The organism is Sulfurimicrobium lacus, assembly GCF_011764585.1.
Classification (GTDB): Bacteria; Pseudomonadota; Gammaproteobacteria; order Burkholderiales; family Sulfuricellaceae; genus Sulfurimicrobium; species Sulfurimicrobium lacus.
Genome location: NZ_AP022853.1, coordinates 458910 through 477269, shown reverse-complemented (window position 1 = coordinate 477269; position 18360 = coordinate 458910). Strand labels below are relative to the sequence as shown.

The window sequence follows — 18360 nt, the reverse complement described above, 5'->3', positions numbered from 1 at the left end:
CTACTGGTAGCGCAGCGCCTCGATCGGCTCCAGCCGGGCGGCCTTCCTCGCGGGATAGAAGCCGAAGAACACGCCCACCGCCGCCGCCACCATGAAGGCCATGATGACCGAGCTCAGGGTGATCACCACGGCGGTCCCGGTGATTTTATTCACCAGCATCGCCCCACCGATGCCGAGGCCCACGCCCACCAGGCAGCCGACGATGGAAATGATGATGGCTTCGAGCAGAAACTGCAGCAGGATGTCGCGCTGGCGCGCGCCGATGGCGACGCGGATGCCGATTTCACGGGTGCGCTCGGTGACCGATACCAGCATGATGTTCATGATGCCGATGCCGCCCACCAGCAGCGAGATCGAGGCGATCGCGCCGAGCATGAGCGACATGACGCGGGTGGTTTCCGCGGCGGTGTTCGCCAGGGCGGTCAGGTTGCGCACCATGAAATCGTTGTCCGCTCCCTCCTTGATGCGGTGGCGCTGGCGCAGCAGCTGATTGATGGCGCGCTCGGCGGCTGGCATGGCGTCGGCCGAAGCGGCCTGCGCCATGATGTAGCGCACCGTGCCCTGGAACTGGGAGCCGAACAGCTTGCGCTGGGCGGTGGTGACGGGGATCAGCACGGTATCGTCCTGGTCGCGTCCGTCCAGGCTCTGCCCCTTCGCTACCAGCACGCCGACGACCTGGTAGGGGCTCTGCTTGATGCGGATGGTCTTGCCCACTGCCTCTTCGTCGCCGAACAGGTTCTTCACCACGGTCTGGCCGAGCAGGGCGACACGGGTGGCGGAACGCACGTCCGAGTCGGTGAAGGGGTAACCGCTGGCCAGCTCCCAGTCGCGTACTTCGAGATAGCTAGGCAGGGTGCCGATCACCTGGGTGCTCCAGTTGTTGGGTCCGTAAACGAGCTGCGCCGTTCCGGGCGAATTGGGCGCCACGGCGGCGACGCTCGGCAGTTCGGCGAGGGCCTGGGCGTCGCCCAGGGTGAGGGTCGGCGCCGCGCCGGCACCCATGCGCACACCGCCCGAGGTGGACGAACCGGACAGGACGATGAACAGGTTGCTGCCCATCGAAGCGATGGACTGGTCCACCAGGAATTGCGCGCCCTGGCCGATGGCCAGCATGAGGATGACGGCGCCCACGCCGATCATCATCCCCAGCATGGTCAGGAAAGTCCGCAGGCGGTTCGCGCCCATGGCGCTCCAGGCTTCGCTCAGCATCGGCGTGATCATCCTAGAAACCTCGGTTGGACGTGGTGGAGTGTGCGGTTTTTGGGGTGCAGGGCAAGGCGCAACGACGCGGAATGGTTGTTCCATTCCAAGGAGTTGCAACGCCGCCATGCGCTGCAAAAATCGTGCAATCCACCACGTAGCGCCCTCGCCAAACGGGTGAACCCTCGATTCATGAAGAAACATATTAAATTCATTGCATTAAGCACCAAGTCGAGCGGTCAACTGAAGTTTCTAGGATCACACGTGGGCTCCATGCAATTCGTGATCGACCGCGCCGTCATGGGCCTTGTGTCCGTCGATGAAGCGCACCAGCCGGCCGGCGTAGTTGGCGATATCGGCCTCGTGGGTGACCAGCACCACGGTGATGCCTTCGTCGCGATTCAGGGCGGTGAACAGGTTCATGATTTCCTGGCTGGTCTTGGTATCCAGGTTGCCGGTCGGCTCGTCGGCCAGGATCAGGCGCGGCCGGTTGATGAGGGCGCGTGCGATGGCGACGCGCTGCTGCTGTCCGCCGGAAATCTGGTTGGGGCGCGAGGCGCCGTATTTGCCCAGCCCCACCTTGTCGAGCATCTCCTGCGCCCGCCTGCTCCGCTCCGCCCTGCCCACGCCGGCGTACACCAGCGGCAGTGCCACGTTGTCGATCAGGTTGGCGCGCGGCAGCAGGTTGAACCCCTGGAACACGAAGCCGATCACGTCGTTGCGCAGCCTCGCCAGCTGGTCCTTGTCGAGCGATTTGACATCGGTCCCGTTGAGGTAATAGGCGCCGCCGCTGGGCACATCCAGGCAACCGAGGATGTTCATGAAAGTCGACTTGCCGGAACCGGAGGGCCCCATGATGGCGACGAACTCGCCGGGAAGAATTTCCAGGTCGATGTTCTCCAGCGCCGGCACCGGGCCGGCGACTGTGACGTAGTTCTTGCTCAGGCCGCTGATACGGATTATCGCGTCGCCCATCAACCTAGAAACCTCAGTTGAACGTGCTGGAGTGTGCGGTTATTGCGGTGCAGGGCAAGGCGCAACGACGCGGAATGGTCGTTCCATTCCAAGGAGTTGCAACGCAGCCATGTGCCGCAATAACCGTGCAATCCATCACGTAGCGGCCTCGCCAAACGGGCAAGCCCATGATTATAGAAGAAATTAATTGAATTCATTGCATTACGTACTCAATGGAGCGGTCAACTGAGGTTTTTAGGTTCAAAACATTCTCATCCTTACGCCGCCGGACGCCTGCCCCGAGTTCTCGTTGGCGACTGTTTCTTCCGTCACCACCTGCTGGCCGGCCTTGATATCTCCGGAAACCACCTCGGTGAACTTGTTGTCGGTAATCCCGGTCACGATGCTGAGCGGCTTGAGCTGGCCGTTTTCCAGCACATATACCGTGCCGCCCCCGGATTTCTTGCGACCTTCCTTGGGCTTCGGCTTGCCGTTCTTTTTCTCGCTGCCGTCGGCCGGTCTGAAGCGCAGCGCGGCATTGGGAACCAGCAATACTTCCTTGCGCTGGGCCACGACGATATTGACGTAGGCGGTCATGCCCGGCATCAGGATCAGTTCCGGGTTGTCCACCGCCACCACCACGTCGTAAGTCACCACGTTCTGCTGGGTGGTGGGGTTGAGGCGGCGCTGTTTGACCGTGCCATGGAATGTCCGGTTGGAGAAAGCGTCCACGGTGAAACGCACCTGCTGCCCGACCTTGATGTTGCCGATGTCAGCCTCTGCGAAGCTGGAGTCGATCTGCATCTTGCTCAAGTCCTGGGCGATGGTGAACAGGGTGGGCGTCTGGAAGCTGGCGGCGACGGTCTGGCCGACGTCCACCATGCGCGACACCACCACGCCCGAGACCGGCGAGTGGATCTGGGTATATCCCAGGTTGGTGCGGTCCTTCTGCGCCTGTGCCTGTGCCTGTGCCACCTGGGCGCGGGCGGATTTCAGCGCCTGTACCGCCTGGTCGAGCTCCTGGCGCGAGATGTATTCCTTGCGGAACAGTTCGCGCGCGCGCGCCTCGTTGGCCTGCGCCAGGTCCAGCGAAGCACGGGCATTGTTCACGCTTGCCGCGCTCAGGTCGACCTGTGCCTGATACACAGCAGGATCGAGTTCCATCAGCACCTGCCCTTTTTCGACCTGGCCGTTGAAATCGACATACAGCTTTTTCACTGTCCCCGAAACCTGGGTGCCGACGTTTACCAGCACCACCGGATTGAGCGTGCCGTTGGCGGACACGGTCTGGGTCACGTCGCCCATCTCCAGCGCCTGCGTCTTGTAGCGCTCATCGAGCGAGGGCTGGTGCACCTTTTTCCAGTACAGGTAGCCCCCTGCCGCGAGTGCGACGAGCAGCACGACGAGGGTGAATTTGTTCCACAGCAGGGAGCGCAGGTTCATGGCGAGATGTCGATTAGGGGTTGGTCTGTTGCGGCGCGGACGCGGCAAGGGCGGAAAAGTCCAGGCTGCCCATGGACTGGGCCAGCGAGGCTTTGGCGATGTGCCAGTTGTATACCGCCTGGATGTTCTGCAGGCGGGCGCCGGCGAGGGCGCTCTGCGCGGTAAGCAGGTCGAGGATGCTGCCTACTCCCGCCTTGAACCGGCCGAGCGCGACCTGCTCGGAATGGGCCGCGCTCGCCACCAGGTCGGCACTGGTCTTGACGGCCTGGTTGCCGGTCACCACCGACTGGTAGGCTTTCCACACATCCAGCGCGATCTGCTGGCTAGTGCGTTCGCGCTGGGCGAGCCGGACATCGACCTGCTCCCGCGCAGCCCGCACCCGGTACGTGGTGTTGTAGCCGGTGAACAGCGGGAAGTTGATCGAGACACCGACGGATGAGGTATTACTCGGGTCGGAAATGCTGGTATCGCTGCGCCCGGCGCTGGCGCCGAGGGTAATGGTCGGCATGCCGGCGGCGCGTGCCGCTTCGACGTTGGCCCGGGCGGCCTCGACCTGCGCCTGAGCGGCGGCGAGATCGGGACGCTGGCGCCGCGCCTGTTCGATCAGTTTGGCGATATCGCGTCCGAATTGCGCGTCGGGGATTTGCAATGAGGGCGGGACGATCTGGAACGCGCGGTCGGCGTCCGCGCCCATGGTATTGGCGAGAACACCCTGGGCGTTGCGCGCGTCGCCTTCGGCCTGAATCCGGTTCAGCACCGCCTGGGAATAAGCGGTCTGCGCCTGGAGTTTGTCGGCGGGCGTGCCCGAGCCGACCTCGTAACGCGCCGTGGCGGCATCGAGGCTTGCCAGGGCGGACTTTTCCGCTTCCAGCGCGGAATTCACCGCGGCGCGGGTGGCGAACAGCTGGTAGTAAGCCTGAACTCCGGCCAGGAACACGGTCTGGATGGTGGCGTCCTGGGTGGCATTGAGCGCGGCGAGCACCTGCCGAGCGTTTTCCAGCGCTGCATCGCGGGCGCCGAAGTCATAAAGCAGGTAGCTCAACGAGGCGTTAAGGTTCTGCTGGTTGTAGCTGGGCGTCGCCGTGCCGCCGCTGTTGCGATTCCTGGATGCCGAGGCAGCGACGCTGACGCCGGGCAGATAGGCGGACTGGCCGACGCCCACCTGTGCCGCCTGGAAACGCGCGTTGGCCCATGCCTCACGGGTTTGCGGATTGTTGCACAATGCGCGCTCCACCACGTCAGTGAGTGAAAGCGCTGCGGGATAGGAATGCGCGTCCGGACAGGGAGAATTCAAAATATTGCGCCCAACGCTGCTCGCCGGGGAGTCCGCCACCAGCCCTTGTGTCGAGAATGGGTCGAACTGTTCCGCCTGCGCCGGAAATACCATAGCCCCCAGGAGACAGGCTGCAGCAAGGCTGAAATGGCATGGCTTTTTCATTGGCATGGTGTTTCGATGGCAAATAATTCGAGCCGGGCGCTGCAGGTTTTTGGATAATTGCTCAACTTGAAGACCGGACTGAAATGAACGGCCAATCTTACAGCGGTTTGCCCTATATTTGTAAATGGTATTTTGTAACAATGTGTTACAAAATACTTCTTAGGTCACATCTCCCTGATTAGGCGACAAAAAAGGGCTGCTTGCGCAGCCCTTTCAGGTTTTGAGATAGCCCGGCGTTCAGGCGATACCGGGATTGCCCTTCATCCCGATCAGTTTCGGGGTATTGAGCTTGCGCGGTGTGACCACTTTCTTGTCGCGCAGCCAGGTCGCCACCACGTCCCACACCGGCTCGCCCGTCGCACCCTCGGCCACCGGCGCCCAGCCTGCAACTTTGTAGGTCTTGTTGGGGCTGACCGGCTTGCCTTTCAGCATCATGTTGCTGATGCGCTTGCCGATTTTCTGGCTCGGATCGCAGGTGTACTGGATGCCGCCCACGCGCACCATGTCGCCGCCCTGCTGGTAGTAGGGGTCGGCGTTGAAGAGGTTGTCGCACACGTCTTCCATGATGGTCTTGATGGTTTCGCCGCTCATTTCCGTCAGGCTTGTGGACGGATAGGTAATGGCGGTCTGGTCCATCAGGCGATCCATGGTGATCGCCTCGCCCGGCAGCAGGGTGGTGCCCCAGCGGAAACCGGGGGAGAAGGCCGCGTCCGCGCCTTTCACGTCCATCAGCGCATCGAGGATGAGCTGGTCGAAAGTGCCGTTGAAATTGCCGCGGCGGTAGAGCAGGTCTTCCGTCACCGCCAGCTTTTCCGACAGCTTGGCCTCGTAGGGCGCGCGATGCTTGCTGATCAGCGCCGTCATGGCCGGGTCTGCGGCGAGCAGGTTGGAGAAAACCGGCAACAGCTTGTAGCGGTAATCGGTAATCTTGCCGTTCTTGACGTCGAAATCCAGCACGCCGAGGAACTTGCCGTTGGAACCGGCGTTGGTCACCAGCGTCTGGCCCTTGGCGTTCTTGACGATGGAAGGCGCCGGGATGCCGTCGTGGGTGTGGCCGCCCATGATGGCGTCGATGCCGGTCACGCGCGAGGCCATCTTGAGGTCCACGTCCATACCGTTGTGGGACAGCACGACCACCACCTGGGCGCCCTTGGCACGGGCCTCGTCCACGGTTTTCTGCATGTTGTCGTCCTGGATGCCGAAGCTCCAGTCGGGCACCATCCAGCGCGGATTGGCGATTGGCGTATAAGGGAATGCCTGGCCGATGATCGCCACCGGCACGCCGTTGATTTCCTTCATGGTGTAGGGCTGGAACACCTGGTCGCCGAAATCGTTGGTCTTGATGTTCTGCGCGACGAAGTCGAGCTTGCCCTTGAAGTCGTTGTCCACGATCTGCTTGACGCGTTCCGCGCCCAGGGTGAATTCCCAGTGGCCGGTCATCACGTCCACGCCGAGCAGCTTGCAGGCGTCGACCATGTCCTGGCCGTTGCTCCACAGGGACGTAGCCGAGCCCTGCCAGGTGTCGCCGCCGTCGAGCAGCAGCGCACCGGGGCGCGAAGCGCGGATTTTCTTCACCAGGGTGGAGAGATGGGAAAAACCGCCGACTTTTCCGTAAGTTTTTGCCGCCGCGCTGAAGTCGAGGTAGGTGAACGCGTGCGCTTCGGAGGTGCCCGGCCGGATGCCGAACTGCTTCAGCAGATGCTCGCCGACCAGGTGTGGTGCCTGCCCATAGCTCGAGCCGATCCCCAGATTGACGTCGGGCTCGCGGAAATAGATGGGAAGCAATTGCGCGTGGCAATCGGTGAAATGCATCAGGCTGACGTTGCCGAATTTGGGCACGTCGTAAAAGCCGGCGCCGTCGGCCGAAGCCAGTGCCTGCCTGCCGTCGAGGGCAAAGCCGGTGGCGGCTGCAGCTGCCAGCAGTTGCAGGAATTCGCGACGATTCATGGACATGGTGATGCTCCTAGAGCTTTGTTCGTTCTGTTCAAGGTTTAATTATTATTTGTTGCTGCGAATGCGGGGGGGCGGGATGGGCCTGAAGCCCACCCCGTTTGCTTACTTGCGGAAAACCGACGCCTTCATGGGCAAGCCATTGCTCATGTACGAGAGGTAATATTCGAGATTGTTGTACTCTTCGCTGCCGACTGCGAACGGCACTGCACGAACCTGCTTGTTACAGCCGACGAAACGGCTCTGGATTGTCACCAGGTTTTCGCCGCCGCGGAAAACCGGCCAGTGCGTCGCCTGCCCGAGGGAGGGTGACAGCACTTCGGAACGGATCCGGTTGCCCGCGTTGTCGACGTGGCACGAGGCGCACGAGAAGTTCAGCTGCCCGCGACGGCGGAAGAAGTGATCCTTGCCTGCCTCGTAAGCGACCAGTGCGGCGGGACCGCTCACCTTGACGTTCATCCGCATGCCGTCGGACAGCGTGCGCGCATATGCGGTGAGGATGCCCATGGTGTTCACGTCGCCATACTTGAACTCCTGCTCGCCGTTGTCTTTCAGACACTGGTTGATCGCCATCTCGAAAGTGACCACCTTGCCCAGCTTGTCGTCGAAATATGGGTAATTCCCGGCTACGTTCTTGCCCCCGTTGGGGAAGCAGCTGGCGAAAGTCTTGCCATTCTTGAACGGCTTCTCCCACATTTCCTTGCCGGCATCGACCACACCTTCAAACGGCGGGAATTCCATGATGCTGTCGTATTGCGACTTGGCGTCCTTATCCATGGCCAGCGCACCGTGAACATAATCATCGAACTTGATCGTGCCGTGCTTGACTTTAAAATAATTAACCAGTTGCTTGCGGTCGTCTTCCGGACCGGCGTGAGCCACCGCGCTCACCAACAGCCCTGCGGACAGCAAGGCCAAAGCTATTTTTTTCATAACCATCCTCCCTTGGGTGGAACGAGCCGGAACACCTCCGGCTCAACAGACATCAGCCGATTGCGGCTTCGTCAGTACGCTTGTCACCTTTGTTGTCCACCCAGTTCACCACGACCTTGTCGCCCGCCTTGGCACCCTTGACCTTGAAGCCGAGGAAGGGGTTCTTGGCGACGGCGTAGCCCCACTGCGCGTCCAGGACGACCTTGCCGCCCACGGTCACATTCACTTGCTGAATAAAGTGGGCGGGAATCATCTGGCCGGTTTTGGCGTCTTTGCGCAAGCCGGTTTCCATGATGTGGTTCATCAGCACTTTGATGTCAGCGGTATCGCCCTGCATTTGGGCACGGATTTTCATCGGTTCAGCCATGTTTTGTATCCTTTACTTGAGTTCGTTAACGGGCAGGGAGCAGTTGTCGATCAGCCGCCGCAACCGCCAATGGTTACTTTCACTTCCTTGGAAGCGATGTAGGTCTTGCCGCCCGCTTTCACCGCCACCGTTACATTGGAGGTTTTCGCCATCTTGATGCGGGTGGAAACATAGCCTTCTGCACCGTTGGACAGGGTGAACTCCGCGATCAGCGGATTAACGTTCTGTTCGGAGAGGATGGAAATTTCAGTCGTGCCCGGGATCTTGCTGGTCACTTCGACCGGCACCACAGCACCGTTTTCCGCGATGTCCGGCGCCTTGATCATGATGTCTGCGCTCTTGGCAGCGCCTGCTGCACCGACACCCTTAAGGGCATCAGCTGCGTTCTTCGCTTCGAAAGCGCTCTTGTTCCATTCGGCGGCCAATACCTGGCCCGGCTTCAGCAAGCCTGCGGCAATCGCCACTGCAACCGTGCCGGCGGCGCCGGTGCCCTTCAAAAAGGTTCTGCGGAGTTGGTTCATATTTGGAGCTCCTCGTTAGAGTTATAGTGTGTAAATAAAGTCCACGACCTTGTCGATCTCATCCTCGGTCAGCACTTTGTGCTTACCGAAGGGGGGCATGACTGTTTTAGGATTATTGACGGTAGCGTCCCAAACCTGGCTGCGCAACTTGCTGCGATCGGGGAAACGCAGCTTCATGGCAATCAGGGGCGGCGCAATCGAGCCGGCCATCTCGCCCTTGGTACCGGGCATGGCATGGCAGGCCAGGCAGTTGCCCTTCTTGTTATCGAACGCAATTCCCTGCCCCGGCATTTCTTGTTTTACTTCGGCTGCCAGGGCCGGCCCAGCCAGACAAGCACCCAGTAATGGGGCCACCAGCAAAAGGGAAAATGGCTTCCGCATCGTATTCTCCTCCGGTTAACTTTTATCCTTTAGCGGATGGAGCTGAGCATACCTCATTTTTTTCCTGGCGCAAACACTTTATTGAATAATTATCCCTTTGTTATCAATGAGTAGTATGAATGTACTAGTGAAATTTAGGCTTCTTGATTTATTTATTCAAAAGCAGCCAGGAAGACGACATGCGGGCACCGCTTGGCTGCAGGTATAAACAACATAAATTGTGTTTGTCAAACACCTGATTTTCCGTCAGAATTGTGCGAATTTTCACCTCAACCACGCCTGCCGTGGCGGAACCAGCAGAAGGTTGCCAAGTTGCATGATTAGCTACGACTATCCTCTCAACGAACGGGTCCGCACTTTGTTGCGCCTGGAGGATTTGTTCGCCAGAGCGGAATTCTTCGCCACTCAGTCACATGCCATGGACCACCATGCGGCACTGCTCTCGCTGTTCGAAATTCTCGAGGTTGCCAGTCGCGCCGACCTGAAAACAGACCTGTTGCAGGAACTGGAACGGCAAAGGCAGATGCTTGAACCGCTGCGCCACAATCCGGCGATTTCCGAGGAGGCACTGGAGGAGATTCTGCGCGCACTCGGCAGCACGGCGACGAGCCTGCACGAGTTGTCCGGCAAGATGGGGCAGCATATCCGCGACAACGAATGGCTGATGAGCATCAAACAGCGCATCAACATTCCAGGGGGGGCGTGCGAGTTCGACCTGCCGTCCTACCACTACTGGCTGAACATGGACGAAGAAGTGCGCCGCAAGGATCTGCACGAATGGCTCGCGCCGCTACAACCGATCAACAACGGCCTGCGCCTGGTGCTCAAGCTGCTGCGCGACAGCGGCAAGACCACGCGGCAAAAAGCCCATCAGGGCGCATTTCAACAGATGCTGGCAGGTAGGGTCGCCCAGATGATACGCATCACTCTGGATAAAGATTTGCCCTGCTTCCCCGAGATCAGCGCCAACAAATACGCCATCAACATCCGCTTCACTTCGCTCGGCGGCACGCAAAAACCCCGCTCGTGCGACATCAATCTCGAGTTCGATCTTACTTTATGTAATTTCTGAGGCCTTAATCAGGCCTGCTCGACGGCTTTAAAAGAAGTCCCGAATATCTTTCTTGGGGTTTCCATTGTTCAATTGGTCAATCACGCGACAAATTTTAGCCGGCACTGGCGATGGATAACCCAACCCTGATGCGCCGTTAGTGAACTGCTCGGGGCTTTGGGACGTACGGCAATTAAATGGCCGGAATCGGTAGATAGAACAGCTTTTGCCCGGCGAATGAAATGGGCAGGATGACTTATGCCCCGGGGAATGGGGACTGGAAGTATTGAACGGAATACCCGTGTGTTTCGTAATGTAAGCCGCTTCAAGGGTGGAAATGTAGATCTCGAAACAACAGTCGCGAGAGCGGCTCTTTGCATTAGAAGAGAATATCGAGGCGAGCCAATCGTAGGCACTGTGGAAGCGATAGATCCATTTCAGCCGGCCAAAGGGTGACGTCACAACATGGGTCGTGGCCCGCCAGACGAGGTTCAGCAGAAAAACTTGCAGCCGGGAAAGCGGGGGGAAGGCGATTGCCGACACGGGACGCTTACTCGGAGTTAGTCGAAACATTGCCTAAGCCCGGACTAATTGAGATTAATCAAGTCTAGTGTTTAGCCCGATGTCCGTATGCCGGATTAATCCCATTTTTTCGTAGGATTTTACTTACACGATGAAGACTGGCACGGGGATAATTTCGCGCCCTTGCACATTCCCGCAAAGCACGACAGAATTGCGCCAGCAACACTTGTTGAGCCGCAAAACTTCCTACACCTATTTAATGTTCTAGAGCCGCCCGCCGTGTCATCCCAACCGTCTACGCCACGTATCGTACATTGCCCCACCTGCGGGGAAGCCGCGCCCTATTCAACCTCAAATCCCTATCGGCCATTCTGCAGCAGGCGCTGCAAGCTGATCGATCTGGGCCAGTGGGCCAATGAGGAATTCCGCATACCGGAGGCAGAAAAACCCCTGCCGGATAGCGAGTAGAACGGGCTTTAGCCCGTCGCTTTCGTCGGGTTTAAACCCGACCTACCAGACCACGCGCCGCGCAGCATGGCAATGCCATGCGCACCGGCCGACCACGCCGTTTCGAGATGTGTTGGACTCATGCCCCCCAGCGCATAGACCGGCAGCGGATAATCGCCGATCAATGCCGCGAACGCGTCCCATCCCAGCGCAGGCCCGCCGGGGTGGCTCCGGGTCGGCAGCACCGTCCCCAGCAGCACGTAATCGAGACCCAGTTCCACCGCCCGTGCCAGTTCGTCAGAGGAATGACAGGAAGCGCCCACTAACCCGATCTGCGGGCGAGCCTCAAGGCTCATCAATGCGGACGAAGGCAGATGCACGCCATCCGCACCAGTCGCCTCTGCCAGCCTGACATCGGCATTGATCAGCACTTTTGCCCCATAAGGGCGCGCCAGCGCCACGAACCGCTGCGCCACTCGCTCCAGCTCAAGCGGAGACAAGGACTTCTCGCGCAACTGGATCAGGCGCAGGCCCTTTTCCAGTGCGGAGGCGAAACTGGCCATGAACGGCTCTTCGCCCATTTCCGCGATATTGCTGATGGCCAGGATGGCGGGCAATTCCAGCGCGTTGAGAATGGGGCCGTTGGCGGGAAGCAGGGGGATGACATCGACACTGCCCGGCGTCTGCCAGGCGAGCAACTGGCCTTCCTTGCCGTGCGGTTCGCCGGTCCAGGCCACCACGCGGAAGAAATGCAATTTCACGCTGGCATGCTCATAGTCGAAATGCCGCACCAGCCAAGGATAGGCGTGTTTAACCTCGATACCCAGTTCCTCGTGCAGTTCGCGTGCCAGGGCGTGAAGCAGGGATTCGCCCGCTTCGACCTTGCCGCCGGGAAATTCCCAGTATCCGGCATAAGGCTTGCCGTCGGGACGACGCGCCAGGAGAAAGCGCCCATCGGGCTGCACGATCACCGCCGCAACGACATCGACTACCTTTCGCCGCTGCGTCATTTCCGGCTTTTCAGCCCCAGCCGGCCGGACCAGTCGCGCGCGAACTGCCATGCCGAACGTCCGCTGCGCGATCCGCGCCCCAGTGCCCACTGGAGCGCCTCGCGCCGCACCTGTTCCGAGTCACGGTCGGTCACGCCAAAATGGGCCAGCCAGTGCTGCACGATGGCGAGGTATTGATCCTGATCGAAGGGATAGAAAGAGAGCCACAGGCCGAAACGCTCGGAAAGAGAAACCTTTTCCTCGGTGGTTTCGCCCGGATGAACCTCCCCATCGACATTCCGCGCCTCCAGGTTTTCCGCCATGTACTCCGGCATCAGGTGGCGGCGGTTGGAAGTGGCATAAATCAGCACGTTTTCAGAAGGCGCGGCAACGGAACCGTCCAGCGCCACCTTGAGCGCCCGGTAACCAGGCTCGCCGGCATCGAAGGACAGATCGTCGCAATAAACAATGAAGCGCTCGCTGCGCCGGTACAGCAGTTCCACGATGTCCGGCAGATCCACCAATTCCTGCCGCTCCACCTCGATCAGGCGCAAGCCCTTCGGGGCATACTCGTTCAGCGCCGCCTTGATCAGCGATGACTTGCCGGTTCCGCGCGCCCCGGTCAGCAACACGTTGTTGGCCGGCAGCCCCTGCACAAACTGCCGCGTGTTGCGGTCGAGCAGCTTTTTCTGCTCGTCGACGCCCTGCAGGTCTTTCAGTGCGATGCGATGCGGATGCTCCACCGCCTGCAGGAATCCTTGCGTGCCGCGCTTGCGCCAGCGGAAGGCGATCGCAGCATCCCACGCAGGCAAGGCCGGGATACCCGGCAGCACTTGTTCCACGCGTTGCAGCAGGGTTTCGGCGCGGTCGAGAAAACGATCCAGGTTGCTCTGTTTCATGATTGCGATCAGCTGCGATATTCGGCGTTGATCTTGACGTAGTCGTAGGAAAAATCGCAGGTCCACACCGTCGCTGCTGCCGCTCCGCGGCCAAGCAGCACGCGCACGGTGATTTCCGGCGCCTGCATCACGCGCTGGCCGTCCTGTTCCTGGTAGCTGGCCGCACGGCCGCCGTTTTCGGCCACCAGCACGTCGCCCAGGTAGAGCTTGATCTTGTCCACGTCCAGGTCGGCGATGCCGGCATAGCCGATGGCCGCGAGAATGCGACCGAGGTTGGGGTCGGAGGCGAAGAACGCGGTTTTCACCAGCGGCGAATGGGCGATGGCATAACCCACCAGGCGGCACTCGGCCTCGCTGGCGCCGCCTTCGACGGCGATGGTCATGAACTTGGTCGCGCCCTCGCCGTCCCGCACGATGGCCTGGGCCAGCACTTGCGACAGTTCCGTGACGGCGTCACGCAACACAAGGTATTCGGCGCTCGCCTCGTTGCTGATTTCCGCCACGTCCGCCTCGCCGCTGGCGATCAGCATGAAGGAGTCGTTGGTGGAAGTGTCGCCGTCCACCGTGATGCAGTTGAAGGACCTGTCGGCGGCATGCTTCACCAGCGTTTCCAGCAGCGCCTGGCTCACCGCCGCGTCGGTGGCGACGTAGCCGAGCATGGTCGCCATGTTGGGGTGGATCATGCCGGAGCCCTTGGCGATGCCGGTGATCGTCACCGTCTTGCCGCCCAGGCTGATTTGCCGGGAGGCCGCCTTGGGCAGGATGTCGGTGGTCATGATGGCGTGCGCGGCGTCGAACCAGTTGCTTTCCTTGAGGTTCGCCACTGCCGCGGGCAGACCAGCGATAATCTTGTCCACCGGCAAGGGCTCCAGGATCACCCCGGTGGAAAAAGGCAGCACCTGATCTGCGTCGCAGGCCAGCAGGCGCGCCACCTCCACGCATGTCTGGCGCGCCCGGCTCATGCCCTCTTCGCCGGTACCGGCGTTGGCGTTGCCGGTATTCACCACCAGCGCGCGGATCGGCTTGCCGGACTGCAAATGCTGGCGGCACAAGGTCACCGGCGCGGCGCAGAAGCGATTCAGGGTGAACACGCCCGCGACACGCGCCCTGTCGCCCAGGCGCATGACCATCAGGTCCTTGCGCTCGGCTTTCTTGATGCCGGCTTCGGCGATACCGAGAGCGACGCCTTTCACGGGCAGGAGTTGTTCGGCTAGGGGGGGATTCAGGTTCACGGGCATTTCAATCGTCCTGTTGGGTATAGTCTTCGTTATCCGTCTCGTCTTCCGGACCCGATTCTTCGAGCATCAGCTGACGCAACTCCTTGAACAGCTCGCGGCTGCTTTTCGGCGGACGGCCGGCGGCCTGTTCCTTGTTCGCGTTGCGGATCAGGGTGCGCAGGCGCTGCACGTCGGCGCGCGGGTGCGCCAGGATCAGCTCGCTGATAAGCTTGTCGTCGGCCAGCAGCCTGTCGCGCCAGCGCTCCAGTTCGTGGAACTTGGCCGCCTGCTCGCGGCTTTTGCCGTCCCATTCCTGAAATTTGGCCAGGATCGGCGCAGGGTCGACGTTACGCATGAGCTTGCCGATATATTGCTTCTGGCGGCGGATGGCGCCGTTGGCGGTCAGGCGCTTGGCTTCGCGCACCGCATCGCGCAGGTTGTCCGGGATGTCCAACTGGGCGAGCCGGGAAGCATTCAAAGTCACCAGGCGCTCCCCTATCTCCTGCAGGGCTTCCACGTCGCGCTTGCGCTGCGAGCGGCTGATCTCTTCATCTTCCTGCATTTCACTGTCCGGCATGGTTTCGCTTCGCTAATTAAAGTTGTTATCATAACCGCATTTCAGGCCGCTTTCAGCCGCGCCGTTCCTACCAATCGAGGTCACAGTGCAGGATTCCCGCTTTACTTATACTTTCGACGCCCTCCAGCAGATTTCTCAGGACATTCTGAGCCAGGCCAAAAAATCCGGTGCCAGCGCCTGCGAAGCGGAAGTCTCGCAGGGCTTCGGCCAGAACGTCTCGGTGCGCCAGAACGAAGTGGAGACCATCGAATACAACCGCGACAAGGGCCTCGGCGTATCGGTGTATTTCGGCCATCGGCGCGGCCACGCCAGCACTTCCGACCTGTCGCCGGAGGCCATCCGCGACACCGTCAAGGCCGCTTGCAGCATCGCAAAACACACCGCCAGCGACGATTTCGCGGGCCTCGCCGACGAAGCACTACTGGCGAAGGAAATCCCCGAGCTCGACCTGTACCATCCCTGGGAACTGCCGGTGGATCAGGCCATCGCACTGGCGCAGGAGTGCGAAAGCGCAGCCATGGGCGTGGACCAGCGCATCAACAATTCGGAAGGGGCCTCGGTTTCCACCCACGAATCCCTGTTCGTGTACGCCAACAGCCTCGGCTTCATCGGCGGCTACCCCACCACGCGCCAGGGCATCAGCTGCGCGGTGGTGGCGGAATCGGAACAAGGCATGCAGCGCGACTACTGGTACGCCACCGCACGCGCCGCCGCCGACCTGGACAACGCCGCCGCCGTGGGGCGCATGGCCGGCGAGCGCACGGTGCGCCGCCTCGACGCGCGCAAGCTCAAGACCATGCAGGTGCCGGTGCTGTTCGAAGCCCCGCTGGCCTCCAGCCTGCTCGGCAGCTTCCTCGGCGCGGTCAGCGGCGGCAGCCTGTACCGCAAGTCCTCATTCCTGCTCGACAGCCTGGGCAAGGAAATCTTCGCCCCCTTCATCCACCTGCAGGAACTGCCCCACCTGAAAAAAGGTCTCGCCAGCAGCCCCTTCGACAACGAAGGCGTCGCCACCAGGAGCCGCGACGTGGTCAAGGACGGCGTGCTGCAGGGTTACTTCCTCTCCACCTACTCGGCGCGCAAGCTCGGCATGAGCAGCACCGGCAACGCCGGCGGCAGCCACAACCTGATCCTCGCGGACACCGGCCACGACTTCGCCGCCCTGCTCAAAACCATGGATCGCGGCCTGCTGGTCACGGAACTGCTGGGACAAGGCGTCAATCCCGTCACCGGCGACTATTCGCGCGGCGCGGCGGGATTCTGGGTGGAAGGCGGAAAAATCCAGTACCCGGTGGAAGAAATCACCATCGCCGGCAACCTCAAGGACATGTTCCGCAACATCGTCGCGGTGGGCAACGACGTGGTGGTGCGCGGCGCGCGCCAGTGCGGCTCGATCCTGATCGGGCAGATGACGGTGGCGGGGGAATAAGCCCTTACGGCAATCTGCCTGCCGCCACCATGCGGTTGAACAGGATGTTGGGGGAGAGCCAGGTTACGAGGTCGTCGAAGTCGCCATTAGCCGCGGTACTGGCCGAGGGAATATGACTGACAAAAACCGCATCACTATTGAGGTTGGCTGCTTCGTCCAACCCGCCCCCTCCCATCGCTGCATTTTTCCCTAGCGAATAAACAACGGCAACGGCATTATTGGAAAGACTCATAGCCGTCCCACAGTTTGTGGCAATAATGCCTGTGGCCGTAGCACAGACTCGCAAGTCGGGGGCCAATACGCTCATAGTAGTGGCCGCCATCCCTCCCGTTGAAGTAAAGGCATTGCTATTAGCTGTAGTGATGGCATAGCGAATCCTGTTTTGCGTAAGAGCCCATGCATCGACCGCATACCCATTGGCATCAACCGGATTAACCCCCAAAGTTACTGCTGGCAGAAACCCATTGTAGAAATTCGAACATTTTCCATTGGCTGCATTTCCTCCTGCCGCTGTATCAAAACTCTCTTGGCCATTGCTTGAGTTTGATGCGGGACATGGCAACCGCCCATTTGCTATCGCAAACCCAATTATCGCCTCCTTCGCATCTTCAAGAATTTTCTGCGTTTCCTTAGTCTTCTGCTGTTCGATCTGCATCGTCAGCGGCACCAACAGTCCACCCAGGAGCAGGGCCACCACCACCAGCACGATCGCCAGCTCGATCAGCGAAAAACCCTCGTTTTTATACATTAAGGCACCTGTTAATCATGGAATGCAGGCCAATACATCTGTAGATGGAGCTGAAGCAGAGTACGAAGACGCCCCGAAAAAGTTGGCACTGCCAGTCGAAAAAGCGCTCAAAACAGGCCCTTCCAGGTAATTACTCCAGTCATTCTTTTGCGCATTGGTCGCCCTCATCTGCATAGCACCCCGTTCGCCCGCAAAAATGACCACACCTTTACAGGGCGAGCCATTCACTGTCAGGCAAGCTGATCCGGTCGTGCATGTCGCATAAAAGAGATTGTCTCGCCATTTTTGCACAGGATTGTAGCTGGGGATGTTGCATGCCGAGTTTGGTATTCGGCCCACATTCAAACTTCCAACGGGACTCACGGGAGTTTCCAGCAGGGTGTCAAAGTCTATCGTTACTGGTGGAGGAAGAGGAGGAAAAGAAAGGCAAGCCACTGCAGAGGCTATGAATGTGCTGAAATCGCTACGCTTCTTGATTCCTCTGAATAATTCATCGGAGTTGATGGTCAATAGCCGGTCATTTACCAACCAACCACCACTGGAATCCCGAACCGTTCCCTGGATGATAGGTTTAGGGGTCGCGAGGGAAGTGGTTCCCGTAGCGCTATTTGTGCCAGAAAAATAATTGATGATATTGTTGATGAGCGTGTTTGGATCGGAGGTATCCAAATAATTCCGTGCATCATAATTTCCGCCGCACTCATCGACACTATCCACTGCCGACGTTGCTCGGCTCTGGCCGGCCAACAGTGGTCCGGGCGCGAATATAACCGCCACTGGCCTTTGATGGTAATTAGCGCCCACCGCACTGACAGTTCCTCCTGGCACACCATTGGAGGTATAAATCTCAAACTGTCCAAGCGTATCCCAGTTCAGGAAGGGAGATTGCTGCACATTCTGAAATGCGCCCGAAACCGCATACCAAAGGCACTCCCCATATCCGTCGCGCAAAGGGGGGAGCCCCAGTTTTTTCCATGGGAGTCGCCCCACCACACTCAGATTAACGACATTCCCCGTAAAATTTCCCGCTGCATTTCCCTCCCCAGGAATGCCGTTACGCGACGAACCCAAATCTGGAAGGGGGAGATGGCCATTAACTTGATTTGCATGAGTATCACTGTAGGTCACGGCATACCCTATCAACGCCGCCTTCGCCTGCGCCAGTGCCTCGCTGGTAATCCGGTCCCGCTCCTGCTGTTGCGCGGCCCGGTTCATGCCGGTCACGAACACGGCCAGCACCCCCACGACAATCAGCAGCAGAAGCAGCAACAACGCCACGCCGCGCTGTCCCGTCGCT

18 protein-coding genes are annotated in these 18360 nt (G+C 60.0%); 3 read left to right on the top strand and 15 right to left on the bottom strand.

Annotated elements, in window-relative coordinates; all coding sequences use genetic code 11:
• The 9 genes from SKTS_RS02355 to soxX all read right to left on the bottom strand — a co-directional run bounded on the left by SKTS_RS02355 (nucleotide 1) and on the right by soxX (nucleotide 9187).
• Nucleotides 1-1221 carry an ABC transporter permease gene (locus SKTS_RS02355; RefSeq protein WP_173059765.1) on the bottom strand — a complete coding sequence of 407 codons (1221 nt, stop codon included), beginning with the start codon at nucleotides 1219-1221 and terminating at the stop codon, nucleotides 1-3.
• A 237-nt stretch (nucleotides 1222-1458) separates the two neighbouring features.
• Entirely contained in the window at nucleotides 1459-2175 is a 717-nt protein-coding gene (locus SKTS_RS02350) for an ABC transporter ATP-binding protein (RefSeq protein ID WP_173059762.1), read from the bottom strand.
• 240 nt (nucleotides 2176-2415) lie between these two features.
• Complete coding sequence (locus SKTS_RS02345; RefSeq protein WP_173059759.1) at nucleotides 2416-3597, bottom strand: efflux RND transporter periplasmic adaptor subunit; 1182 nt, start codon at nucleotides 3595-3597, stop codon at nucleotides 2416-2418.
• Between the two features lie 13 nt (nucleotides 3598-3610).
• Nucleotides 3611-5035: a TolC family protein gene (locus SKTS_RS02340; RefSeq protein WP_173059756.1), complete on the bottom strand. Its 1425-nt coding sequence runs from the start codon at nucleotides 5033-5035 to the stop codon at nucleotides 3611-3613.
• Nucleotides 5036-5272: 237 nt separating this feature from the next.
• A complete protein-coding gene (gene soxB / locus SKTS_RS02335; protein WP_173059753.1) occupies nucleotides 5273-6988 on the bottom strand; it encodes a thiosulfohydrolase SoxB in 1716 nt (571 codons plus the stop codon).
• A 102-nt stretch (nucleotides 6989-7090) separates the two neighbouring features.
• The gene (soxA, locus tag SKTS_RS02330) at nucleotides 7091-7918 is read right to left on the bottom strand and encodes a sulfur oxidation c-type cytochrome SoxA (RefSeq protein ID WP_173059750.1); all 828 of its coding nucleotides are present in this window, start codon (nucleotides 7916-7918) and stop codon (nucleotides 7091-7093) included.
• A 52-nt stretch (nucleotides 7919-7970) separates the two neighbouring features.
• Nucleotides 7971-8285, bottom strand: a complete 315-nt coding sequence (gene soxZ, locus SKTS_RS02325; RefSeq protein ID WP_173059746.1) for a thiosulfate oxidation carrier complex protein SoxZ — start codon at nucleotides 8283-8285, stop codon at nucleotides 7971-7973.
• Between the two features lie 50 nt (nucleotides 8286-8335).
• Nucleotides 8336-8806, bottom strand: a complete 471-nt coding sequence (soxY, locus tag SKTS_RS02320) for a thiosulfate oxidation carrier protein SoxY (protein WP_173059743.1) — start codon at nucleotides 8804-8806, stop codon at nucleotides 8336-8338.
• A gap of 21 nt (nucleotides 8807-8827) precedes the next feature.
• The gene (gene soxX, locus SKTS_RS02315; protein WP_173059740.1) at nucleotides 8828-9187 is read right to left on the bottom strand and encodes a sulfur oxidation c-type cytochrome SoxX; all 360 of its coding nucleotides are present in this window, start codon (nucleotides 9185-9187) and stop codon (nucleotides 8828-8830) included.
• A 316-nt stretch (nucleotides 9188-9503) separates the two neighbouring features.
• Between soxX and zapD the strand changes: the two genes are divergently transcribed.
• Entirely contained in the window at nucleotides 9504-10259 is a 756-nt protein-coding gene (gene zapD / locus SKTS_RS02310; RefSeq protein ID WP_173059737.1) for a cell division protein ZapD, read from the top strand.
• Between the two features lie 780 nt (nucleotides 10260-11039).
• Complete coding sequence (locus SKTS_RS02305) at nucleotides 11040-11228, top strand: DNA gyrase inhibitor YacG (RefSeq protein ID WP_173059734.1); 189 nt, start codon at nucleotides 11040-11042, stop codon at nucleotides 11226-11228.
• An 8-nt stretch (nucleotides 11229-11236) separates the two neighbouring features.
• Here the strand turns inward: SKTS_RS02305 and SKTS_RS02300 are convergent, their stop codons facing one another.
• The 4 genes from SKTS_RS02300 to yjgA are packed head-to-tail and all read right to left on the bottom strand — an operon-like array spanning nucleotide 11237 to nucleotide 14889.
• Nucleotides 11237-12217 (bottom strand): Nudix family hydrolase, encoded by a 981-nt coding sequence (locus SKTS_RS02300; protein ID WP_188200235.1) that lies wholly within the window; start codon nucleotides 12215-12217, stop codon nucleotides 11237-11239.
• Nucleotides 12214-13095, bottom strand: a complete 882-nt coding sequence (locus SKTS_RS02295) for an ATP-binding protein (protein WP_173059729.1) — start codon at nucleotides 13093-13095, stop codon at nucleotides 12214-12216. The genes SKTS_RS02300 and SKTS_RS02295 overlap by 4 nt, the downstream gene beginning before the upstream one ends.
• Nucleotides 13096-13103: 8 nt before the next feature.
• The gene (argJ, locus tag SKTS_RS02290; RefSeq protein ID WP_173059726.1) at nucleotides 13104-14333 is read right to left on the bottom strand and encodes a bifunctional glutamate N-acetyltransferase/amino-acid acetyltransferase ArgJ; all 1230 of its coding nucleotides are present in this window, start codon (nucleotides 14331-14333) and stop codon (nucleotides 13104-13106) included.
• 1 nt (nucleotide 14334) lies between these two features.
• Nucleotides 14335-14889 carry a ribosome biogenesis factor YjgA gene (gene yjgA, locus SKTS_RS02285; RefSeq protein WP_173059723.1) on the bottom strand — a complete coding sequence of 185 codons (555 nt, stop codon included), beginning with the start codon at nucleotides 14887-14889 and terminating at the stop codon, nucleotides 14335-14337.
• A gap of 85 nt (nucleotides 14890-14974) precedes the next feature.
• Here yjgA and pmbA point away from each other — a divergent pair, with 85 nt between their 5' ends.
• Nucleotides 14975-16315, top strand: coding sequence for a metalloprotease PmbA (pmbA, locus tag SKTS_RS02280; protein ID WP_173059720.1), 1341 nt, complete (start codon nucleotides 14975-14977; stop codon nucleotides 16313-16315).
• Nucleotides 16316-16319: 4 nt separating this feature from the next.
• Here pmbA and SKTS_RS02275 read toward each other — a convergent pair whose 3' ends face one another.
• Nucleotides 16320-17063, bottom strand: a complete 744-nt coding sequence (locus SKTS_RS02275; RefSeq protein WP_173059717.1) for a prepilin-type N-terminal cleavage/methylation domain-containing protein — start codon at nucleotides 17061-17063, stop codon at nucleotides 16320-16322.
• Nucleotides 17064-17078: 15 nt separating this feature from the next.
• Nucleotides 17079-18341: a hypothetical protein gene (locus SKTS_RS02270; protein WP_173059714.1), complete on the bottom strand. Its 1263-nt coding sequence runs from the start codon at nucleotides 18339-18341 to the stop codon at nucleotides 17079-17081.
• Nucleotides 18342-18360: the final 19 nt, after the last annotated feature.